At 71.1% G+C, this 21,139-nt stretch carries 16 protein-coding genes and 1 pseudogene; 6 read left to right on the plus strand and 11 right to left on the minus strand.

All coding sequences use genetic code 11. The annotated features are described in order from the left end of the window. Positions 1-73: 73 nt before the first annotated feature. Entirely contained in the window at positions 74-466 is a 393-nt protein-coding gene (locus ABZ386_RS31970) for a VOC family protein (protein WP_356618897.1), read from the minus strand. 14 nt (positions 467-480) lie between these two features. Continuing rightward, positions 481-852 (minus strand): VOC family protein, encoded by a 372-nt coding sequence (locus tag ABZ386_RS31975; RefSeq protein ID WP_351348186.1) that lies wholly within the window; start codon positions 850-852, stop codon positions 481-483. Positions 853-984: 132 nt separating this feature from the next. Here ABZ386_RS31975 and ABZ386_RS31980 point away from each other — a divergent pair, with 132 nt between their 5' ends. Next, the gene (locus tag ABZ386_RS31980) at positions 985-1,494 is read left to right on the plus strand and encodes a CGNR zinc finger domain-containing protein (RefSeq protein WP_351348188.1); all 510 of its coding nucleotides are present in this window, start codon (positions 985-987) and stop codon (positions 1,492-1,494) included. A 105-nt stretch (positions 1,495-1,599) separates the two neighbouring features. Here ABZ386_RS31980 and ABZ386_RS31985 read toward each other — a convergent pair whose 3' ends face one another. Then, positions 1,600-2,943: a UDP-glucose/GDP-mannose dehydrogenase family protein gene (locus ABZ386_RS31985; RefSeq protein WP_356506314.1), complete on the minus strand. Its 1,344-nt coding sequence runs from the start codon at positions 2,941-2,943 to the stop codon at positions 1,600-1,602. 188 nt (positions 2,944-3,131) lie between these two features. On the opposite strand from ABZ386_RS31985, the gene ABZ386_RS31990 reads away from it, so the two are divergent. Both ABZ386_RS31990 and ABZ386_RS31995 read left to right on the plus strand, forming a co-directional pair. Next, entirely contained in the window at positions 3,132-4,289 is a 1,158-nt protein-coding gene (locus ABZ386_RS31990; RefSeq protein WP_351348192.1) for an acyl-CoA dehydrogenase, read from the plus strand. A 113-nt stretch (positions 4,290-4,402) separates the two neighbouring features. Continuing rightward, the gene (locus ABZ386_RS31995; protein ID WP_351348194.1) at positions 4,403-4,768 is read left to right on the plus strand and encodes a four-helix bundle copper-binding protein; all 366 of its coding nucleotides are present in this window, start codon (positions 4,403-4,405) and stop codon (positions 4,766-4,768) included. A 58-nt stretch (positions 4,769-4,826) separates the two neighbouring features. Here ABZ386_RS31995 and ABZ386_RS32000 read toward each other — a convergent pair whose 3' ends face one another. After that, entirely contained in the window at positions 4,827-6,128 is a 1,302-nt protein-coding gene (locus ABZ386_RS32000) for an LCP family protein (RefSeq protein ID WP_358967037.1), read from the minus strand. Between the two features lie 119 nt (positions 6,129-6,247). Between ABZ386_RS32000 and ABZ386_RS32005 the strand changes: the two genes are divergently transcribed. Beyond that, positions 6,248-6,805, plus strand: a complete 558-nt coding sequence (locus ABZ386_RS32005) for an acyl-CoA thioesterase (protein ID WP_351348198.1) — start codon at positions 6,248-6,250, stop codon at positions 6,803-6,805. 13 nt (positions 6,806-6,818) lie between these two features. On the opposite strand, the gene ABZ386_RS32010 is transcribed toward ABZ386_RS32005, so the two are convergent. Beyond that, a complete protein-coding gene (locus ABZ386_RS32010) occupies positions 6,819-8,306 on the minus strand; it encodes an LCP family protein (protein WP_351348199.1) in 1,488 nt (495 codons plus the stop codon). Positions 8,307-8,433: 127 nt separating this feature from the next. On the opposite strand from ABZ386_RS32010, the gene ABZ386_RS32015 reads away from it, so the two are divergent. Beyond that, positions 8,434-9,477, plus strand: coding sequence for a glycosyltransferase family 2 protein (locus ABZ386_RS32015; protein WP_351348201.1), 1,044 nt, complete (start codon positions 8,434-8,436; stop codon positions 9,475-9,477). Positions 9,478-9,553: 76 nt separating this feature from the next. Here ABZ386_RS32015 and ABZ386_RS32020 read toward each other — a convergent pair. From ABZ386_RS32020 to ABZ386_RS32045, 6 genes and pseudogenes are all read right to left on the minus strand, one after another. Beyond that, positions 9,554-11,035 (minus strand): annotated as a pseudogene (locus ABZ386_RS32020) (LCP family protein); the annotation flags it as partial. 503 nt (positions 11,036-11,538) lie between these two features. Continuing rightward, the gene (locus ABZ386_RS32025; protein ID WP_355725504.1) at positions 11,539-13,296 is read right to left on the minus strand and encodes an LCP family protein; all 1,758 of its coding nucleotides are present in this window, start codon (positions 13,294-13,296) and stop codon (positions 11,539-11,541) included. Between the two features lie 218 nt (positions 13,297-13,514). Next, entirely contained in the window at positions 13,515-15,209 is a 1,695-nt protein-coding gene (locus tag ABZ386_RS32030; protein WP_358967040.1) for an LCP family protein, read from the minus strand. A gap of 92 nt (positions 15,210-15,301) precedes the next feature. Next, a complete protein-coding gene (locus ABZ386_RS32035; protein WP_358967042.1) occupies positions 15,302-17,092 on the minus strand; it encodes an LCP family protein in 1,791 nt (596 codons plus the stop codon). A 240-nt stretch (positions 17,093-17,332) separates the two neighbouring features. Beyond that, positions 17,333-18,544 carry an LCP family protein gene (locus tag ABZ386_RS32040; protein WP_358967044.1) on the minus strand — a complete coding sequence of 404 codons (1,212 nt, stop codon included), beginning with the start codon at positions 18,542-18,544 and terminating at the stop codon, positions 17,333-17,335. A gap of 140 nt (positions 18,545-18,684) precedes the next feature. Then, positions 18,685-19,440 (minus strand): TIGR03089 family protein, encoded by a 756-nt coding sequence (locus ABZ386_RS32045; protein ID WP_358967047.1) that lies wholly within the window; start codon positions 19,438-19,440, stop codon positions 18,685-18,687. Between the two features lie 149 nt (positions 19,441-19,589). Here ABZ386_RS32045 and ABZ386_RS32050 point away from each other — a divergent pair, with 149 nt between their 5' ends. Beyond that, positions 19,590-21,080 (plus strand): peptidoglycan recognition protein, encoded by a 1,491-nt coding sequence (locus ABZ386_RS32050; protein WP_351348215.1) that lies wholly within the window; start codon positions 19,590-19,592, stop codon positions 21,078-21,080. Positions 21,081-21,139 lie beyond the last annotated feature (59 nt).

Raw genomic sequence — 21,139 nt, forward strand, 5'->3', positions numbered from 1 at the left:
CGGGGACGGGGCACGCGTGGACGGGGCACGCGTGGACGGGGCACGCGGGGATGGGTGACGCGCCCGGGCCGCCTCAGCCGTGCTCGATCCGGCACAGGCAGAACGGATGCCCCACCGGATCGGCGTACACCCGGAAGTCCTTCTTCTCGTAGTCCTCCCGGTCCAGCACCCGCGCCCCCAGCGCCAGCACCCGCTCCTCCGCCGCGTCGATCTCCTCCCACGTCGACCCGGCGTCGAAGTCCAGGTGGAACTGCTGGGCGTTGCGGTCGGCCCGCGGCCACTCCGGCGGGGTGTACCCGGGCGAGCGCTGGAAGGCGAGCCGCGGCCCGTCGGGGACGCGCAGCACCACCCAGTCGGGGTCGTCGTCCTCCGGCGTGCCCCCGCCGACCCGCGCGTAGAAGCGGGCCAGCTCGCGCGGATCGGGGCAGTCGAGGACCACGGAACGGAAACGTGCCACGGCGGACATGGAGCCTCCCGGTCTCAGCAGGCGCAGAGGCAGAACGGGTGCCCGGCCGGGTCGGCGTAAACCCGGAACGTGCGCTCCCGGTCCTCGGCGTCCAGCGGCTTCGCACCCAGCGCCAGCACGCCCTTCTCGGCCGCGTCCAGATCCTCCACCACCAGGTCGAGGTGGAACTGCTGGGAGTGCTCGGGCGAGGGCCATCGCGGCGGCACGTACCCGGCAGCGGCCTGGAACGCCAGCGCCGGGCCGCCCGGCACCTTCAGGTCCACCCACTCGTCCTCCCCGTCGCTCTCCACCGTCGGCGTGCCCCCGAGCACGTCGGCGTAGAAGCCCGCCAGTGCGCGCGGGTCGGGACAGTCCAGGACGACGACACCCATCTTGGCGAGAGCCATGACTTCCTCCTCGAAGCCGCTGTTACCCGCAGGTCCGTTACCGACACACTGCGGGCAACCGGTAACCGTTACTCCATGCTCCCCCACAGGCAGTAACCTCGCAAGGGGAAACGCGAGAGGTACGGTCCAGCCATGACGGAGAGATCGCCTGCACCCGGCGGCCTGGCCCTGGTCGAGACCCTGGTGAACACGCTGGACATCGAGTCGGGCGCCGACGCGCTCGACACGCCGGAAGGCCGGGCCCGCATCGGGATCACCGGGGACGACGAGGCCGAAGAGGCCCGCGCCCTGCGCGAGTCACTGCGCGCCGTCCTCCTCGCCCACGCCGGCCACCCGCCCCACCGCGAGGTACCCCCGCTCGGCGAACTCCTGGCCGCCGCCCCCCTCGTCGTCACGGTCGACCCGGCGGACGGCTCGGCCGCCCTCGCCCCCGCCGACGGCCACTCCCTGCACGCACGCGTGGCCGCCGCCGTCGCCGACGCCCTGGTCGCCGGCACCTGGACCCGCCTCAAGGCCTGCGAGGCCGCCGACTGCCACTGGGCGTACTACGACCGCAGCCCCGCAGGCCGGGGCCGCTGGTGCTCCATGCAGGTGTGCGGGGCCCGCGCCAAGATGCGCCGCTACCGCGCCAAGGGAACATGACACACCCCGCACCCCGGCCCAGTGGGGCAGAATGCAACAAGACGCCGGTTCGGCCGACTGAGCCTCGGCCGAACCGGCGTCACCTGTTCTCGTATCCCTACGCGCTCACGCCCTGGGACGCCCCATCGCCCGGTACGTCCAGCCCGCCTTGCGCCAGCGCTCCGGATCCAGGGCGTTGCGACCGTCCAGGATGACCCGGGCCGCCGCCACCTCCCCGAGCGCCTCGGTGTCCAGCTCGCGGAACTCCCGCCACTCCGTCAGATGCAGCACGATGTCGGCGCCCCGCACCGCCTCCAGCGCCGAGTCGGCATAGCCGAGCGTCGGGAAGACCCGGCGGGCGTTGTCCATGCCCTTCGGGTCGTACACCGTGACCTGCCCGCCCTGGAGATGGATCTGCCCCGCCACGTTCAGCGCGGGCGAGTCCCGCACGTCGTCCGAGTCCGGCTTGAAGGTCGCCCCCAGCACCGCCACCCGCTTGCCCAGGAACGGCCCGCCGCCCAGCGCCTGCCGGGCCAGCTCCACCATCTGCCCGCGCTGGCGCATGTTGATCGAGTCGATCTCCCGCAGGAACGTCAGCGCCTGGTCCGCGCCCAGCTCACCCGCCCGCGCCATGAACGCCCGGATGTCCTTCGGCAGACAGCCACCGCCGAAGCCGATCCCGGCCCGCAGGAACTTCTTGCCGATCCGGTCGTCGTAACCGATCGCCTCCGCCAGCTTCGCGACATCACCACCCGCGGCCTCGCACACCTCCGCCATCGCGTTGATGAAGGAGATCTTCGTCGCGAGGAAGGAGTTCGCCGACGTCTTCACCAGCTCGGCGGTCGGGAAGTCCGTCACCACGAACGGCGAGCCCTCCGCGATCGGCGTCGCGTACACCTCCCGCAGCAGCTTCTCGGCCCGCTCGCTGCGCACACCGACCACGATCCGGTCCGGGTGCAGCGTGTCGTCGACCGCGAAGCCCTCCCGCAGGAACTCCGGGTTCCAGGCCAGCTCGGCGTCCTCCCCGGCCGGCGCGTTCGCCGCCAGGTAGGCCGCCAGCCGGTCGGCGGAGCCCACGGGCACGGTCGACTTGCCGACCACCAGCGCGGGCCCGTGCAGATGCGGCGCCAGCGAGGCGAACGCGGAGTCGACGTACGACATGTCACAGGCGTACTCGCCGTGCCGCTGCGGCGTGTTCACACAGACGAAGTGCACATCGCCGAAGGCACCGATCTCGGCCCAGTCCTGGGTGAAACGCAGCCGCCCGCTGGAACCCTCGAACCCGGGGACGTGCTTGCGCAGCAGCTCGTCCAGACCCGGCTCGTACATCGGGGCCTCGCCCCGCTCCAGCATCTCGATCTTCTCGCGCACGACGTCCAGCGCGAGCACCTCGAAGCCCAGCTCGGCCATGGCCGCCGCGTGTGTCGCACCGAGATAACCGGTGCCGATCACGGTGATCTTCAGGGCCATGGGTGCTCCAGGGGTCTACGGCATGTGGTGCGCGCCCGAGCATAGCCGGGGCATGGCGGCGCGCTTCACTGGGCAACTTCTCGGCTGTCGCCTAGCTCACGTATCACTCCCGTGGGCGACCCCATAAACTTTTGATTACTTAACGGTAGTTAGCGCCACCATCGCAGCGTTTTGGAGCGTGAGAGACCTTGGCCGGATCGGCTGACTTCGACCTGTACCGCCCGTCCGAGGAGCACGACATGCTCCGCGACGCCGTCCGCTCGCTGGCCGAGGCGAAGATCGCGCCGCACGCCGCCGCGGTGGACGAGGAGGCCCGCTTCCCGCGCGAGGCGCTCGACGCGCTGGTGGCGAACGACCTGCACGCCGTGCACGTACCCGAGGAGTACGGCGGCTCGGGCGCCGACGCGCTCGCCACCGTCATAGTGATCGAGGAGGTCGCCCGCGTCTGCGCCTCCTCCTCCCTCATCCCCGCGGTGAACAAGCTGGGCTCGCTCCCGGTGATCCTCTCCGGCTCCGAGGAGCTGAAGAAGAAGTACATGGCCCCGCTCGCCAAGGGCGACGGCATGTTCTCCTACTGCCTCTCCGAGCCCGACGCCGGCTCCGACGCCGCCGGCATGAAGACCAAGGCCGTCCGCGACGGCGACTTCTACGTCCTCAACGGCGTGAAGCGCTGGATCACCAACGCAGGCGAGTCCGAGTTCTACACGGTGATGGCGGTGACGGACCCGTCGAAGCGCTCGAAGGGCATCTCGGCCTTCGTCGTCGAGAAGTCCGACGAGGGCGTCTCCTTCGGCGCCCCCGAGAGGAAGCTCGGCATCAAGGGCTCCCCGACCCGCGAGGTCTACCTCGACAACGTCCGCATCCCCGCCGACCGCATGATCGGCGAGGAGGGCACCGGCTTCGCCACGGCCATGAAGACCCTCGACCACACCCGCATCACCATCGCCGCCCAGGCCCTCGGCATCGCCCAGGGCGCCCTCGACTACGCCAAGGGCTACGTCCAGGAGCGCAAGCAGTTCGGCAAGCCCATCGCCGACTTCCAGGGCATCCAGTTCATGCTCGCCGACATGGCCATGAAGATCTCGGCCGCCCGCGCCCTGACCTACCAGGCCGCCGCCGCCTCCGAACGCGGCGACGCCGACCTCACGTACCAGGGCGCCGCCGCCAAGTGCTTCGCCTCGGACGTGGCGATGGAGGTCACGACGGACGCGGTCCAGCTCCTCGGCGGGTACGGCTACACGCGGGACTACCCGGTGGAGCGCATGATGCGGGACGCCAAGATCACGCAGATCTACGAGGGCACGAACCAGGTTCAGCGCATCGTCATGGCCCGCAACCTGCCGTGACGCACGCTTGGCGGATTGGTTCCTTCCGCCCCGTGGCGGGCGGCGCCGCACAGGCGTAGGACGGAAGGGCACGGGGACCGACCCCCGGCCCCCGCCCGTCCCCGGGAGGAACCATGACCCAGCAGCCCACCACGGCCACCCCGATGAGCAAGGAGATGCAGGACTGCGTCCAGGCGTGCATGTCCTGCCACAGCACGTGCGAGGAGACGATGAGCTCCTGCATGCAGATGGGCGGCCAGGCCCAGATGCAGGTCATGCGCGCGGTCATGGACTGCGCCGAGATGACCCGGCTGTGCGCGGACATGATGATGCGCCGCTCGCCGCTCTCGGCCGAGATGTGCGCGATGTGCGCCCGCGCCTGTGACATGTGCGCCGAGGCGTGTATGTCCATGCCGGACGACGCCCAGATGATGCGCTGCGCCGAGGCGTGTCGCAGCTGCGCCGAGATGTGCCGCAAGATGGCGGCCGCCACGATGTGAGGACCGCCTCACAGCGAAGGGGGCACCCGCCGGGTGCCCCCTTTTCGCCGCTCGGAGATCAGTTGCCCGAGACGGTGACCTTCTCGTCGTTCTTCAGTTCGTTCACCAGCGTCTTCACCTTCGCGGTGTCCCACTGGAGGTTGCCGTTCGCGGAGCTGCCCGCGATCGGCATGTTCATCGACTTGCCCTCGCCGCCACTGACGCCCTTCATCGCCCAGAACATGGACGCCAGGTCGAACAGGCCCATGTCCTTGTCGACCACGAGGGAGTCCAGGCCGGCGCCCATGGTCGGGTACAGCTTGAAGGGGTTCAGGATCGTGCTCGGGGTGGCGACCTGGTTGGCCAGGGCGGAGAGGAACTTCTGCTGGTTCTTCGTACGGTCCAGGTCGGAGCCCTTGAGGGCGTAGCGGGTGCGGACGAAGGCCAGGGCCTGCTCGCCGTTGAGGGTCTGCTTGCCCTTCTTCAGGTCCGCGCCGGACTTGGTGTCCTTGATGTCCTGCGGGATGTCCATCTCGACCCCGCCGACCGCGTCCACGATGTTCGCGAAACCGCCGAAGCCGATCTCCACGTAGTGGTCGATGTGCAGACCGGTGTTGGCCTCGACCGTGCGGACCAGCAGCTCCGGGCCGTCCTCGGCGTACGCCGCGTTCAGCTTCGTCTGGCGGCCGGTGGCCGGGTAGAGCTTGCCGGAGTCGGAGCCCTTGTACGACGGGATCGTGACGTTCGAGTCACGCGGCAGCGAGATCAGCGTCGGGCCGTTGCTGCCGGTGTGCAGGATCATCATCGAGTCCGTGCGCTTGCCCTCGGCGGAGCCGGTGTGCAGCTTCTTCTTCTCCTCGGCCGACATGCCCGCGCGGCTGTCCGAGCCGACGATCAGGTAGTTCGTGCCCTCGCCCGCCTCCGGCCGGTCGATGACCTTCGACAGGTCGACGTCGCGGTTGAGCTTGGAGTCGGCCCAGAAGTACGTGGCGACGCTCGTCACGGCCAGGACCGTCACCAGCGTGATTGCCGTCACCTTGATACGGCGGCGCCAGTTCGGCGCGGGACGCGGGTCGTACCCGCCGCCGCCCGGGCCGCCGGGGCCTCTGCCGCCGGGGGAGCCGTAGACCTGGCCGGTGTTGTAGCCGCTGTCATAGGTCGACGGCGGCTCGGCGTAGCCGCCGTCCACGTACGACGGCTGCTGCGGCACGCCGCCGGCGTACTGCGGTGCGCCGCCGTAGGCATCCTGCCCGGGCGACGCCGCCGGACCGCGGCGGACCTGCCGCATGACACGGGCGCTCTCGGGCTGTGCGCTCGAGCTTCCGCGTCCGTACCGGCTGCCGCGGTTGTCGTCGGACCATCCCTCGGGCCAATTGTTCATGCGCCCCAGTGTGCAGGTCCCCATGGTCCGCCATACAAGAGTCGTCGGAAAATCAGAGCACGGCTGTGGCGAAGCTGACACAAAACCCCCTCATGCCGCCTCGGCATAAGGTAGGGGCCATGACAGACCAGGCCCCAGCTGCGGATTCCGGCGCCACGGATATCCCGGGCAAGCCGACCTCGGCCTCCCGCACCACCCTCAGCCACATCATGACCCACAACGACACGAACCTGCTGGGGACCGTGCACGGCGGCGTGATCATGAAGCTGGTCGACGACGCGGCCGGGGCCGTGGCCGGGCGGCACTCCGGCGGCCCGGCCGTCACCGCGTCCATGGACGAGATGGCGTTCCTGGAGCCGGTCCGCGTCGGCGACCTCGTCCACGTCAAGGCGCAGGTCAACTGGACCGGCCGGACGTCCATGGAGGTCGGCGTCCGCGTCCTGGCCGAACGCTGGAACGAGTCCGCGCCACCGACGCAGGTCGGCTCCGCCTACCTCGTCTTCGCCGCGGTCGACGCCGACGGCAAGCCCCGCCGGGTCCCTCCGGTCCTCCCGGAGACCGAACGCGACAAGCGCCGCTACCAGGAGGCCCAGATCCGCCGCACCCACCGCCTGGCCCGCCGCCGCGCGATCATGGAGCTGCGGGAGAAGCGGGCGGCGGAGGGGTTCGAGGACTGACCCGCCTGAACTCCTAGGCGCACGCCACCTCATCCCCCCGCACCACCCCGAACTCCCCCTGCCCCGGATCCTCCGCCCGCACCTTGCGGACGCGTTCGAAGTCCGCTCCCGCGATCACCTTCAGGGTCGGGCCCAGGCCCTTGACCGGGCGCAGTTCGCTGCCCGGGAGGGCCGTCGCGAGGGACTTGGCCGAGCGGTCCCAGCGGGGGTCGTAGGCGACGACCGTGCGCTTGACGTCGCGGGCGGCGGCGTTCACCGGGGCCCGGGTCGTGCGGAAGCCCGTCGAGGCCAGGGCGGCGTCCACGCGGCGGCCGAGGCCGGGCGTGCGCGTGCCGTTCTCCACCTGGACGCGGATCTGCTGCGGGGCCACCGACACGATGCGGGCCGCGGCGCGCGGCCGGTGCACGGACAGCGGCTGGTCCTGGCGCAGGGCGTGGAAGAGGCGCTCCGCCTTCACGGGGTCCCACTTCAGCGTGGAGCCGACGCCCTTCACGGCGTATCCCATCCGCCCGATCGGGACGGTGGTGAACTCGGAGGAGGAGGGGGAGAAGTTCCGCATGGCCCGGCCGAGGTCCAGCATCTCGTCCGTGCCGAAGCCCTTGTCGGCCCGCACCGAGCCGAGCACGGCCCGTGTCACGTCCCGGAACTTCATCGGGTTGAGGAGGATCCCGGAGGATGTGACGCGTTCCACGAGCGCCGCCATGAAGCGCTGCTGCCGTTTCATGCGGCCCAGGTCGGAGGCGCCGTCGACGTGGCGGGCGCGCACGTACTGGAGCGCCTGGCCGCCCGCGAGGGTGTGCCGGCCGGCGGGGAGGTCCAGGCCGGTGTGACTGTCCTTCAGGGGGTCGGCGGTGCAGATCTGTACGCCGCCGACGACGTCCACCGTCTTCATGAAGCTCGTGAAGTCGACCTCCACGTAGTGGTCGATCTTCACCTTGGTCATGCTCTCCACGGTCCGCACGGTCAGCTGCGGCCCGCCCTCCGCGTACGCCGCGTTCAGCTTGACCGGGTGCCCGCCGTGCCGTTCGCCCGTCGTGCGGTCGACGTGCGGGGGCATCACGGCGTAGGAGTCGCGCGGCAGGCTCACCACGCTCGCCCGTTCCCGGTCCTCCGAGATGTGCACGATCATGATCGTGTCGGTGCAGTGGCAGGGCGCCCCGCCCAGCCGGTACTTGCGCCGCTCCTCCTTGCTGATCTTCTCGCGGCCGTCGGTGCCGACGAGCAGGACGTTCATGCCGTGGCCGGCCTGGGGCCGGTTCTTCATGTCCTTGAAGGGGTCGACCCGGGCGATGTCCGCGTCCAGGCTGGTCACGACCGCGTGTCCGATACCGGCGGAGGCGAGGACCACCACGGACAGTGTGGTGACGGCCCGCATGCCCCAGCGCGGCTTCCGGCGCCGTGCGGGCGGTGCGGGCCGGCGCGGGGCGTGGCGGGGGGCGGGTGGCTGGGGGCGGCGCTGGGGTGCGGCGGTGGACCGAGGGGACCGCGGCGGCGTGGGCATGGGGACACCTCCGGACGACGGCCGTACGTGGGATCCGTGAAACCGTAGGCCGATACGATCTGCGGCCCGCGGTACCGCCCCGGCGGCGCGCAACGCTGTCCCCCGTTCGCGGTAACGTGAGCCCCCTATGAACGCCAATCCCGACGTGCGGCTCCCCGCCGTTTCCGTGATCATGCCTGTCCTCAACGAGGAGCGGCATCTGCGGGGAGCAGTCCAAGCGATCCTCGCGCAGGAGTACGCCGGCGAGATGGAGGTCGTGATCGCCCTCGGTCCGTCCACGGACCGCACGGACGAGATCGCCGCCGAGCTCGTGGCCGAAGACCCGCGTGTGCACACCGTCCCCAACCCCACCGGTCGTACGCCCGCGGCGCTGAACGCGGCGATCAACGCCTCCCGGCATCCGATCGTGGTCCGGGTCGACGGCCACGGCATGCTCTCCCCGAACTACATCGCCACCGCGGTACGGCTCCTGGAGGAGACCGGCGCGCAGAACGTCGGCGGCATCATGCACGCCGAGGGCGAGAACGACTGGGAGCACGCCGTCGCCGCCGCGATGACCTCGAAGATAGGTGTGGGCAACGCCTCGTTCCACACGGGCGGGGAGGCGGGCCCGGCCGAGACGGTCTACCTGGGGGTGTTCCGGCGCGAGGCGCTGGAGCAGCAGGGCGGCTACAACGTGGAGTTCATCCGTGCCCAGGACTGGGAGCTGAACTTCCGTATCCGTGAGGCCGGCGGGCTGGTCTGGTTCTCGCCGGAGCTGCGGGTGTCGTACCGGCCGCGGCCGAGCGTGAAGGCGCTCGCCAAGCAGTACAAGGACTACGGCCGTTGGCGGCACGTCGTCGCCCGCTACCACGAGGGTTCGATCAACCTGCGCTACCTCGCCCCGCCGACCGCCGTGTGCGCGATCGCGGCCGGGCTCCTGGTGGGCGCGCTGCTGACGCCGTGGGGCCTCGTGGTGCCCGGCGGCTATCTCGCGGCGATCCTGCTGGGTTCGATCCCGGCGGGCAGGGGGCTGCCGCTGAAGGCGCGGCTGCAGATCCCCGTGGCGCTGGCCACGATGCACATGTCGTGGGGCTGGGGCTTCCTGACGAGTCCGCGGGCGCTGGCGCGGAAGGTCATCGCGTCCCGGCGCCCGTCGGTCCGGGCGGACGCCGACGCGGCCACGGGCTGATCCGCGCCGCACGGCTACCGGCTGATCCACGCCGCACGGCTTCGGGCCCTTCCCGTTCGGGAGGGGCCCGTTTCCGTCACCAGGTGAAGCCGGGGTTCACGTGCATGCAGGCCTTGTCGTCGGCGCCGTTGAGCGCGTCGGCCGACTTCGGGGTCCGGTCGTTCCGCTTCGGTGCCTTGTAGTCGGTGCCGGTACGCCAGTCCGCGCCGACGACGAGTGTGATGCCGGAGACGTCGGTCGACCGCTTCACCGAACTGAGAGGGATCCCGAGGGCCTCGGCGACGCGCTGGGCGTCGCCCTCCAGGTCGGCGCTCGGGTAGCGGACGACGGTCCGGTCCTCGCTCCACGAGCCGTCGGTGTCGGCGACGGCCTCGGTGAAGCCCTCCTCCTTCAGCAGCCCGGCCACGGTGCTCGCGCGTCCGCTCGCCGGGGCGAGGGTGTCGGTGCGGGTGCCGTTGCGGACCTGGACGGCGATCTCGTCGTCGGCCGCGGCCGGGTCGGCGGAGGCCTTCTCCGCGGCCTTCTTCGTCTTGTCCTCGCCGTCCAGGGCGATGTCCTCGCGCACCAGCCGGAACAACTGCTCGGCGTCCTCGGTGGGCTCCACGCGGGCGCCGACGTACCGGTTGGGCATCGTGGTCATGGTGATGCGCTTCGGCTCGACCTTGCGCAGCTCGGTGCTGAGGTCGTAGAGCTTCCTGACGGTGTCGAGGCCCGGGTCGACCGTCATGGCGCGGGTGGCTTCCTCGGCCAGTCTGCGCAGCTTGTTGGGGCTGCTGAGGGTGGCGTTCTCGCGCAGCTGGCGGACCATCGCGTTCATGTACATGTGCTGGGCCTTGGCGCGGGCGAGGTCGCTGCCGTCCTCGAAGCCGTAGCGCGTGCGCAGCCACTGCAGGGCCTGCTCGCCCTGGATGTACGAGGTGCCCTTCTCCAGTTTCAGGCCCGAGCCCTTGCCGTCGGAGGTGCGGGAGTGGATGTTGGCGTCGACGCAGACGGGGACGCCGCCGACGGCGTCGGCCATCGAGACGACTCCGGCGAAGTCGACCATGATGAAGTGGTCGATGTGGATGCCGGTGAGCTCCTGCCAGGTGGCCACCGTGCAGCCGGGACCGCCGTGGCCGAGGCTCTGGTTGGTCATCGTCCGGCCCTGGGTCGCCGCGTAGACCTTGCCGTCGTCCGGGTCGGTGCACTTGGGGATCTTGACCAGGGTGTCGCGGGGCATGCTGATGACCGACATGTTGGTGCGGTCCGCGGACAGGTGCAGCAGCATCTGGACGTCGGCCAGGGGAGTGGCGCCGAACGTCTCGCGGGCGCCGCCGAGTTTCTGGTTCTCCTCGGTGTCGCGGGCGTCGGAGCCGATGAGCAGGATGTTCAGCGGGGTCTGGCCGGCGGCGTTCGGCGTCGGGGCGGCGACCTTGTTGTCGCCGAGGTTCAGGGCGTCCTTCTTGATGTTGCCGTTGAGGTGCCGGTAGTAGAAGTAGCCCGTCCCGGCCGTGCCGAGTATCAGCACGGCGAGCACGACGGCGGACCACTTCAGCGCGCGCCGCCTGCGCGGAGGCCGGCCGCCGCGCCGCCGCCCGCCTCCCTCGCCGCCACCGGCCGCGCCACCGTCACGGTCCGGGGATGCCGCGCCCGGACCCGAGGCGCCCTCTTGGCCGGACGACTTCGAGCCACCCGCCGGTGCCGCGCGACCGGACGACTTCGAGCCACCCGCCGGTGCCGCGCGACCGGACGACTTCGAGCCACCCGCCGGTGCCGCGCGACCGGACGACTTCGAGCCACGCGCCGGTGCCGCGCGACCGGACGACTTCGAGCCACGCGCCGGTGCCGCGCGGCCGGGCGTCTTCGCGCCTCCCGCCGGCGTGCCGTCGCCGTCCGGCGACCGCGTGTCCGTCGGCTCGTTCTCGTCCGGGACCGGTTCGTGGCGGACGCTCCGTCGCGTTCCGTCCTCCCGCACACCGCTCTGCGTCACTTTCCCCGGTCCTCTCCGCACCCCGCGCATGCAACAGGCCCGCCCTGCCTCCTGTTAGACGCACGACGGGCCTGTCAGTTGCCCTCAGCGGGTCAACTCGCGCACTTGACCTTGTCGGCCGTGGACTTCTCCACGTCCGGCGCCTCGACCGGGGCGTTCAGCTTCACGCCGGCGCCCTTGAAGTCCCTGCCGAGGGTCAGGGTCATCGTGGGCAGGCCCTGGGAGTTGGCCACGCTCTCGCCGGGCTTCAGCGCGGCCCCGGACAGGCCCATGATGTCGGCGAGCCGGCGGGCCTGGTCGGCCTGGTCGGGGGCGTACTCGAGGGTCGTCCTCGCCAGGGCGGCGGGCGCGTTGCCGCCGTTCTCGGACTTGGTCACGCCCTCCTCGACCTGGAGGTACTGCAGGGTCTTCTGCGCGCTGCCGGCGACGGCACCGCCGTTGAGGATCCGTACCCGGACCTCGGCGGCCGGGGCCTTGGTGCCCTTGAGGCGGGCGGCCTCGGCGTCCTTCTCCTTCTTCTGCTGCTTCTTGACCTCGGTGAACGAGACGTCGTTCTTGATCATCTCGAACACCTGGGGGGCCTTGGACTCGTTGAGGACGACCGTCGCCTTGACCGTCTCCGCCGGGTTGTCCTTCACCGGGACGGTCGTGAAGGTGATGTTCTTCGTCGGCACCTTCTTCAGCTCCAGCGCGATGTCCTTGAGCGTGCCGACGTTCCCGATCGCCTTGTCCACCGTGAGGGCCTTCGTGGCGGCCTCGGCCAGCTTCAGCAGCTTGGAGGGGCTGGTGAGGGTGTCACCGGAGGACATCTTGCGCATCAGCGAGCCGAGGAACTGCTGCTGCACCTTGATCCGGTCGAGGTCGCCGCTGTTGCCGAAGCTCTTGCGGGTGCGGACGAACGCGAGGGCCTGCTCGCCCTCGACGGTCGACTCGCCCTCGGGCAGGACGAGTTTGGACTCCTTGTCGTTGACGGGCTTCTCCACGCACACCTCGACCCCGTCGACCGCCGTGGTCAGGGTCTTCACCGCGTTGAAGTCGGCCATCATGAAGTGGTCGACCTCGATGCCGGTGTTCTCCTTCACCGTGCGCATCGTGCAGCCCGGGTCCCGGCCGCTCTCGCCGAGGCTCCGGTTGAAGCGGACGCCCTGCTGCCCCGGGACGATCTTCTCCGAGCCGTCCTCCAGCTTGGTCGGGCAGTCGGGGATGTCCACGATCAGGTCGCGGGGGATGCTGAGCGCGGTCGCGTTGGAGCGGTCCTCGGCGACGTGCAGCAGGATCGTGGTGTCGGCGTGCCCGCTGCTGCCCTTGTCGCCGTAGCCCTCGTTGCCCTCGCCGGTGCGCTTGTCGGTGCCGATGATGAGGATGCTGAAGGCCTCGTCCTTGCTGAAGTTGCTGGCGCCCGCGCTGCCGACGTCGGTCGTCGTGACGTTGCCCTCCAGGTGCTGGAGGTAGAAGTAGCCGGCCGCGCCGACGCCGACCAGCAGGAACGCCATGGTGCCGCCGGTCCACACCAGGACCTTCCTGGTCTTCTTCGGCTTCTGCTGCACCGGCCGGCGCCCAGCGCGCCGTCCCGGCGGCGGCTCCTCGGGAGCGCCGCGCCGCCTGCGCTGCGACGGGACGTCGGTGCGGCTCGCGCCGGCACGGGGAGTCCCGGTGCGCGAAGTCGCCGTACGGGGAGGCGTCGTGCGGGGAGGCGTCGTACGGCCGCCCGCCGGTCCGCGTGTCCCGGGGCCCGGCGACTGCGGTGCGGAGGGGGCCAGTCGCAGTTCGTATTCGCCGGTGTTCGGATTGAGTACCCACTGGTCTGCGGGGTCGATCTGGTCCCCCCGCCCACGGCGTTGCGCGTCCACGGTTGTCCGATTCCTCCGTCGGGGCACGCGGCGCCCTCTCCCCCCGGAGGGCGCACGGGTACTTGGTCATCACAGAAGCACTGGATCGCTCACACTATCCGCCCAGTTGAACGCCGGTGTGCACTGAATGACAAATTCAACATCCATACATGGGGGCAATCCGCCCAAGTCAGCGCATGGGAGTTCGACGGTTCCGTGTGCGGGTGCGCCGCGGGTCGCTACCAGCGGTACGGCGCGTACACGTCCATGCACGGACCGGCGTCCGACCCGTTGAGCGCGTCCGTGTCGCCGGGCAGGTCCCCGGACTCGGGCGCCGGCTGCTCCGGATACGCCGTGCCCGTACGCCAGTCGGCGCCCACGACGACGGTGACGCCGGAGACGTCGGTCGACCGCTGCACGGAACTCGCCGGGATCCCCAGCGACTTGGCGACCCGCCGGGCGTCGCCCGCGAGTTCGGCGCTCGGGTAGCGCACGACGGTCCGCTCCTCGGACAGCGCGCCGGAGGGGTCCGCGGCGGCCCTCGTGAAGCCCTTGCCCACGAGCGAGCGCGCGACGGCGCTCGCCCGGCCGCCGACCGGGGCGAGGGTGGCGGAGCGGGTGGCGTTCCGCACCAGGACGCCGATCTCGCCGTCCGCCGCGGCCGGATCCCGGGAGGTCTGCTCCGACTTCTTCTTCGTGCCCGGCTTCGCGCCCGGCTTCGCGCCCGGCTTGCGGCCCTTGCCGTCGAAGGGCACGTCGTCGCGGATCATGGACCACACGCGGTCGGCGTCGGTCCCGGCCGGCACCAGGTGGTTGGCGTCCTGCGGGTCCTGGGCCGTGGGCAGCGTCGTCATGGTGATGCGGTCCGTCGGTACCGTCCTGAGCTGTGTCCCCAGGTCGTACAGCCGCTTCACCGTGCCGATCTCCTCGGACACGTGCAGCGACTTCGTGGCCGCCTCCGCCAGGTCCGTCAGCCGGCCGGTGTCGGAGAAGACGTTCTGCGCCTTGAGCGTGCGGATCATCGAGTTCATGTACATGTGCTGCGCCCTGGCCCGCAGCGGGTCGCTGCCCCAGGCGTGGCGGGTGCGCAGCCACTGCAGCGCCTGCACGCCCTGGACCTTCTTCCGGCCGGCCGTCAGCTTCAGGCCGGAGCCGCCGGGCACGCCGGGCAGCGGCCGGTCCCACACGTTCTGCCGCACGCAGACCTCGACCCCGCCGATGGCGTCCGCCATCCGCACCACGCCCGCGAAGTCGATCGTCATCCAGTGGTCGATGTAGGCCCCGGTGAGCTTCTCCCAGGTCGCGAGCGTGCAGCCCGCTCCGCCCCGGGCCAGCGAGGCGTTGATGATCGTGTCGACCGGCGGGTACGTCCTCCCGCTCGCCGGGTCCGTGCACTTCGGTATGCCGACCCGGGTGTCGCGCGGCACGCTCACCACGGAGGCGCTCCTGCGGTCCGCGGCCAGGTGGATGAGCATCTGCACGTCGCCCAGCGGCGGATTGCCCCGGCTGTCCCGGCCGCCGCCCAGCGTCACGTTCTCGTCGGAGGCACGGCTGTCGGAGCCGATCAGCAGGATGTTCAGCGGCGTCTGCCCGGCCGCGTTCGGCTCCGCCTTCGCCGCCCCGGAGTCGCCGCTGCTGCGCGCGCCCTTGTGGATGTTGCCGTTCAGGTGCTCGTAGTAGAGGTAGCCGGCGCCGGCGGTCACGAGGACGAGCAGGGAGAGGGCTGTCGCAGCCCCGCGCAGGACGCGGCGCACCCGACGGGGGCTGCCGCCCGAGCCGCCCGAGCCGCCCGGCCCTCCGGTGCCGCCGGACCTGCCCGGGCCGTCACCGCCGGGGGCCGGCTCCCGGTCGTGGCCGCCCTGGTCCTGGACCGGCACCCGCGGCACGGCACCCGGTTTCGTGCCCTCCCCGTACACACCGCTGCTGCGCGCCATCTCTCCCGCTCCGCACCCCGCCGCGCGTTCAGCGCGGATCATCGGACAAGGCCTGTCGTACGCCCTGGGAGACGTACGACGGGCCCGTCAGGTCACTTGGCGCACTCGACCTTGTCCGCCGTGGACTTCTGCACACCCTCCGGCGCCTTCGACGGAGCGGTGAGGGAGACGCCCGCGCCCTTGAAGTCCTTGCCCAGGGTCAGGGTCATCGCGGGCAGCCCCTGGGAGTTGGTCACGCTCTCGCCCGGCTTCAGCGCGGACCCGGGCAGGCCCATGATGTCGGCGAGACGCCGGGCCTGGTCGGCCTGGTCGGGGGCGTACTCCAGCGTGGTCTTCGCCAGCTCGGCGGGCGCGTTGCCGGCGTTCTCCGACTTGGTCACGCCCTCCTCGTTCTGCAGCCAGCTGAGCGTCTCCTGCGCGCTGCCGGCGACGGCCCCGCCGTTGAGGATCCGCACGCGCACCTCGGAGGCCGGGGCCTTGGTGCCCTTCAGCCGGGCGGCGACCGCGGCCGCCTCCTTCTTCTTCTTTTCCTTGACCGCGGTGAACGAGATGTCGTTCTTGATCATGTCGAAGACCTGCGGGGCCGACGACTCGTTGAGCACGACCGTGGCCTTGACCTTCTCCGCCGGGTTGTCGATCACCGGGGTCGTGGTGAAGGTCAGGTTCTTGGTGTCGAGCTTGCCGAGCTCCATGCCGAGGTCCTTCAGCTTGCTGATGCTGTCCAGCTGGGAGTCGACGGTCAGCGCCTTCGTGCCCGCCTCGGCCAGCTTCAGCATCTTCGAGGGGCTGCTCAGCGTGTCGTTGGACTTCAGCTTGCGCATCAGCGCGCTCAGGAACTGCTGCTGGAGCCCGATCCGGCTCAGGTCGCCGCCGAAGCCCACGGCGTGGCGGGTGCGGACGAACGCGAGCGCCTGCTCGCCCTCGATCGTGTGGGTGCCCTTCGACAGCTTCAGGTGCGAGTCCGGGTCGTCGATGTCCTTGCCCAGACAGACCTCGACGCCGCCGACCGCGCTGGTCAGCGTCTTGACGGCGTTGAAGTCGGCGACCATGAAGTTGTCCGGCTTGACGCCGGTCAGCTCGGTCACGGTCCGCATCGTGCAACTGGGGGTACGGCCGTCCTGGCCGAGGCTGGTGTTGAAGCGGACGCCCTGCGTGCCGGGGATGATCTTCTGCGTCCCGTCCTCCTGCGTGGTCGGGCAGTCCGGCACGTCGACGATCAGGTCGCGCGGGATGCTCAGCGCGGTCGCGTTCGAACGGTCCTTGGAGACGTGCAGCAGGATCGTGGTGTCGGCGTGCCCGACACTGCCGGCGTCGCCGTAGTTCTCGTTGCCCTTGCCGGTGCGCTTGTCGGTGCCGATCAGCAGGATGTTGATCGCCTTGTCCTTCTGGAAGCCACCGGTGCTCGCGCCGTCGTCGGAGACGGACGCGATGTTGTTGTTCAGGTGCTCGATGTAGAAGTACGCGGCACCCGCGCCGGCGACCAGCACGAACGCCATCGTGCCACCGGTCCACACCAGGGCCTTCTTGCCCTTCGACGCCTTCTTGGCGGGCCGCCGCCCGCGCCGCCCCGGCAGCGGCTCCTCCGGCGCCCCGCGGCGCCTGCGCGGCGGCGGCACCGCACGGCCGGGCGACTCGGGCCGCGAGCGTTCCAGGGACTCGGACCGCGAGCGTCCTGGCGTCTCGGGCCGCGAGCGTCGGGGCGCGTCCGTGCGGGCGCGGGTCGGCGGGTCCGTGTCCGAGGAGGGCGGCCTGCGCGGTCCGGGAACGCCCGACTGCGGGGTGGAAGGGGCCAGTCGCAGTTCGTATTCGCCGGTGTCCGGGTTGAGCACCCACTGGTCTGCGGGATCGACGTCGTCCGCCCGCCCTCGGCCTTGCGCGTCCACGGTTGCCTGTTTCCTCCGTCGGGGCACGCGGCGCCTTCCCCTCCAAGGCGCTCGGGTCTCGGTCACACAGTGCGCGACCTCAGGACCGTCCTCAGAGCCGGGCGCACCGGATCGCTCACACTAACCGCCCAGTTCAGTGCCGAGCGACGGCGGTGACAAATTCCACGTCCCTACACCTGGGCAATTCGCCCATTTCTTAGATGAAGAGTTCGTTGCCTTGGAGTTACCTTGGCGTCCGCTTTACTCACAGGTGTCCTCGGCTGCCGTGTTCCCCCGGAAGGTCGGTGGAGGAGAAACGGTGACGACGGGCTTCGCGAACGGCCCCGGATACGAATCCCCGTACGACCCGTCACGCGAATCGGTAGGCCTCAGCGGAGCGGAACCGCGCGGTACGTTTCGTGTCACGACCACCGGTGTGTCGGTCCGGAGCCGCTCGAACAGCTTCTCGGCCTCGGGCTCCACGAGTTGGTCGCGATTGGCGTCGAATGCGTACGACTCCCGGGGCACGGTCAGGAATTGCACTTGTTCCATGGGGATGTCGCGCAGCCCGCGCACGAGTTCGTACAAACCGCGAAGGCTCGCCAGATCCGGGTCGGTTGTGAGAGAGGACGTGGCGGCGTCGAGCACGGGGTACAGCTTCGCCGGATTCAGCAGGACGTCATTGCTGCGCACCTTGTTGACGAGCGCCCCGAGGAATCGTTGCTGCCGCTCCATCCGCTCCGTGTCGCTGCCGTCACCCAGGGACTTGCGGGCGCGGACGTAGCCGAGGGCCTGCTCGCCGTCGAGCGTCACCCGCCCGGCGGGCAGTCTCAGCTTGGCGGCCCGGTCGTCGATCGGCTCCCGCAGGCACACCTCGACGCCGTCGACCGCGTCGACCATCTCCTTGAAGCCGTGGAAGTCCACGACGACGTGATGGTCGACGCGGATGTCCGTGAGCTTCTCGACGGTCCGGATGGTGCAGGCGGAACCGCCCACCTGGAACGCCTGGTTGAACGGGGCGAACCGCGGCGCGCCGCGGGACCCGTCCGGCCGCCGGCAGCCCGGCAGGTCCACCATCAGGTCCCGGGGCAGGGAGACGGCGGTGGCGCTGTCCCGGCCCGCGGACAGGTGCAGCAGGATCGTCGTGTCCGACCGCTCGGTGCCGGAGTCCCGCCCGTAGCGGGCGTTGCCCTCGCCCTCGCGCGAGTCCGAGCCGATCAGCAGGATGTTCCGCGCGTCCTTGACCAGCGAGGTGGGCCGCTCCTTCTCGTACCGCGCGAGCTCGGCCGCGGCCGCCTCGTCGGGCGTGATGTTCCCGCTGAGCTTGGCGTACACGGCCCAGCCGGCTCCCGCGGCCGCCACGACGAGGCCGGTGACGGCGAACGCCGAGATCCGCGCGCCCCGCCGCCGACGCCGCCGCCCCAGCCCCCGCCCACTGGCCGAGGCCCCGGCCGGCCCAACCCTGCCACCCACGACAGCACCACCCCTCCTGACGTAGGAACACCCCGCTCGCCCTGCTCCTACGACCATGGCGCGGATGAGGGGCCGGGGGTGGGTGGGGGTGGGCTGAACGAGGGAGGGGGTGCGGTCGCCACGCGCCCGGGGGGAGCGGCCTACCGGGCGATCACCGTGACCCGCTCACTCTCGACCCGCTTGTCCAGCACCTCGTCCCCGACCCGCTCCAGATTCCGGCACAGCACCACGGAACCCCCGGTCGCCAACGGCCCGTACAACCCCGCGTTCAACCCCTCCCACGTGTCGTACGGCAGCCCGGACAGGATCCGCGAGCCGGGCCCGGTCAGTCCCAGCCCGGACGCCTCCGCCCGAGCCCGCTCGACGACCTCCGCCCCGCTGAACTCCCGCCCCGCCACGATCAGCGCGGGCCCCTCGGGATCCACCGGCGCGTACGGCACGAACCGGTCCCCCTGCCCCGGCACCTCCACCGCGTAGTCGACGAAGCCCTCGGGCGTCTGCGGGAACCGCCCCCCGAGCGGCCGCAGCGCCAGCGCGACCCGCGCCCCGGAGCACGCCCGGGCCGCCTCCAGCGTGTCCGGCCCGCTCACCACGACGTCGGCGGCCCGCGCGTCCCCGGCCACGTCCGCGACGACCCCCACCGAGGCACACGCCAGCAGCCACACCGCCGTCTGCCAGTGCGCGGGCAGCAGCAGGGCCACCCGGTCCCCGGGCTCGACGGACAACTCGTCCTGGAGCAGGTTCGCGGTCTTGGCCACCCAATTGGCGAAGGTGGCCACGGACAGTTCGACCCGTTCGCCCGTGGCGTCGTCGTAGAAGGTCACCAGGGGACGTCCCGGATCCGCGGCGAGCGCGGAACCCAGCAGGTCGGCAGGGGTGCGATCGGTGGCGTTCACCCGCGCAAGCGTACGCGGCGCACCGGCCTCCACCCAATGGCCCGGCCACCGCGCCGCCGCGCTGCCACCACCGGTTCGGCCGAACCCGGCCGACAGTCCGTCAACTCCCAAATGGACAGACTTATAGGACTATGTCCAAGATCAGGGGCATGCGTGGATTCCTTGCTTCCTCGATCGGTGTCACCTGTGCGGCCGCTCTGGCTCTCCCTCTCACCCCGCCCGCCCTCGCGGCGACGGCGGGACCGGTGCCGGCCACGGAAGCCGTCACGGCAGCGAGACCCGCGCCCCACGCGGGGACACCGACCACCACCACGACCGACCGGCGCGCGACCGAGCCGCACGCCCCCGGCAGCACCCAGTCCCTCCCCCTGGAACCCCTCACCCGCAACCGCGCCACCCCCAGCGGCCCCGCCACCGAACAGGGCGTGCCCCGCCGCGCCGTACGCCACTTCTCCCTCGTCGGCGTCGTCTGGGACGACCCCGGAGCCGAACTGCACGGCCGCGTCCAGGTCCGCACCCGCGCCGCCGGCACCGGCACCTGGTCGGGCTGGCAGGACGTCGAGACGCACCACGCCGACCACGCGGCCGACCCGGGCACCCCCGAGAGCGCCTCGGGCCGCGTCCGCGGCGCCACGGCCCCGCTGTGGGTCGGCGACTCCGACGGCGTGGAACTCCGGGTCCGCGCCGAGCCCCGCAGCGCGGAAACCGACCCAGCGCACCCCCACACAGACACCCGCGACCTGTCCGCCGCGCCCCCGCTCCCCTCCGGCCTCCGCCTCGAACTCGTCGACCCCGGCGAGGACGAGACGCCGTCGGACACCGTCGCCGACGGTCCCCGCACCGGCGGCCTGAACGCGGAGGCCTCCGCCGCGGCCAAGGCCGCAGCCGAGGCCTCCGCGGAGTCCTCCGCCGCCAACGCCGAACTCGCCCCCCTCGGCGCCACCGAGATCTCGGCCCTGAGCCGTGCCGAGACCGAGCGGGAGTTCTTCGCCCTGAACGGCGGCGAACTGGCGGGTCAGCAGCAGGCGAGGCCGTACGTCGGCCCCCGCCCGCGCATCACCACGCGCCGCGGCTGGGGTGCGAACGAGGGCCTGCGCGAGCGCGGCTTCCGGTACACCAAGAAGGTCCGGGCGGCCTTCGTCCACCACACGGCCAGCGGCAACAACTACCGCTGCTCGCAGGTCCCGTCACTCATCCGCAGTATCTACCGCTACCACGTCAAGAGCATGGGCTGGCGGGACATCGGCTACAACTTCCTCATCGACAAGTGCGGAAAGATCTACGAGGGCCGCGCGGGCGGCGTGGCGAAGCCGGTCCTCGGCGCGCACACCCTTGGTTTCAACAGCAACAGCATGGGGATCGCCGTCCTCGGGTCGTACGGCGCCACCAAGCCGTCGAAGGCCGCGGTCAGGGCCGTCGCCCGGCTGACCGCGTGGAAGCTCGGGCTGTACCGGATGAATCCGAAGGGAAAGACTTACCTGAAGTCGGCTGGCAGCAATCTCCACCGAAAAGGTAAGAAGGTACGACTGAACGTGATCTCAGGGCACCGGGACGGCTTCAAGACGGAGTGCCCGGGACGCAAGCTCTACGGCAAGCTCGGCTCGGCCCGCTCCAAGGCGGCCCGCTACCAGGGCCGCTGAGCACACGTTCGACCGCCGTCGGGAGGGCAAGCGGGGGCACGGGGGGCGGAATGCCGCAC

The sequence above is a fragment of the Streptomyces sp. NPDC006140 genome, from assembly GCF_040628815.1.
Classification (GTDB): Bacteria; Actinomycetota; Actinomycetes; order Streptomycetales; family Streptomycetaceae; genus Streptomyces.

What these genes read in the sequence shown, in the direction of transcription:
- ABZ386_RS32005 (WP_351348198.1), top strand. Translation starts at nt 6,248, where the DNA reads ATGACAGACCAGGCCCCAGCTGCGGATTCCGGCGCCACGGATATCCCG.
- ABZ386_RS31970 (WP_356618897.1), bottom strand. Translation starts at nt 466, where the DNA reads ATGTCCGCCGTGGCACGTTTCCGTTCCGTGGTCCTCGACTGCCCCGAT.
- ABZ386_RS32015 (WP_351348201.1), top strand. Translation starts at nt 8,434, where the DNA reads ATGAACGCCAATCCCGACGTGCGGCTCCCCGCCGTTTCCGTGATCATG.
- ABZ386_RS31995 (WP_351348194.1), top strand. Translation starts at nt 4,403, where the DNA reads ATGACCCAGCAGCCCACCACGGCCACCCCGATGAGCAAGGAGATGCAG.
- ABZ386_RS31985 (WP_356506314.1), bottom strand. Translation starts at nt 2,943, where the DNA reads ATGGCCCTGAAGATCACCGTGATCGGCACCGGTTATCTCGGTGCGACA.
- ABZ386_RS32030 (WP_358967040.1), bottom strand. Translation starts at nt 15,209, where the DNA reads ATGGCGCGCAGCAGCGGTGTGTACGGGGAGGGCACGAAACCGGGTGCC.
- ABZ386_RS31980 (WP_351348188.1), top strand. Translation starts at nt 985, where the DNA reads ATGACGGAGAGATCGCCTGCACCCGGCGGCCTGGCCCTGGTCGAGACC.
- ABZ386_RS32010 (WP_351348199.1), bottom strand. Translation starts at nt 8,306, where the DNA reads ATGCCCACGCCGCCGCGGTCCCCTCGGTCCACCGCCGCACCCCAGCGC.
- ABZ386_RS31975 (WP_351348186.1), bottom strand. Translation starts at nt 852, where the DNA reads ATGGCTCTCGCCAAGATGGGTGTCGTCGTCCTGGACTGTCCCGACCCG.
- ABZ386_RS32000 (WP_358967037.1), bottom strand. Translation starts at nt 6,128, where the DNA reads ATGAACAATTGGCCCGAGGGATGGTCCGACGACAACCGCGGCAGCCGG.
- ABZ386_RS32050 (WP_351348215.1), top strand. Translation starts at nt 19,590, where the DNA reads ATGCGTGGATTCCTTGCTTCCTCGATCGGTGTCACCTGTGCGGCCGCT.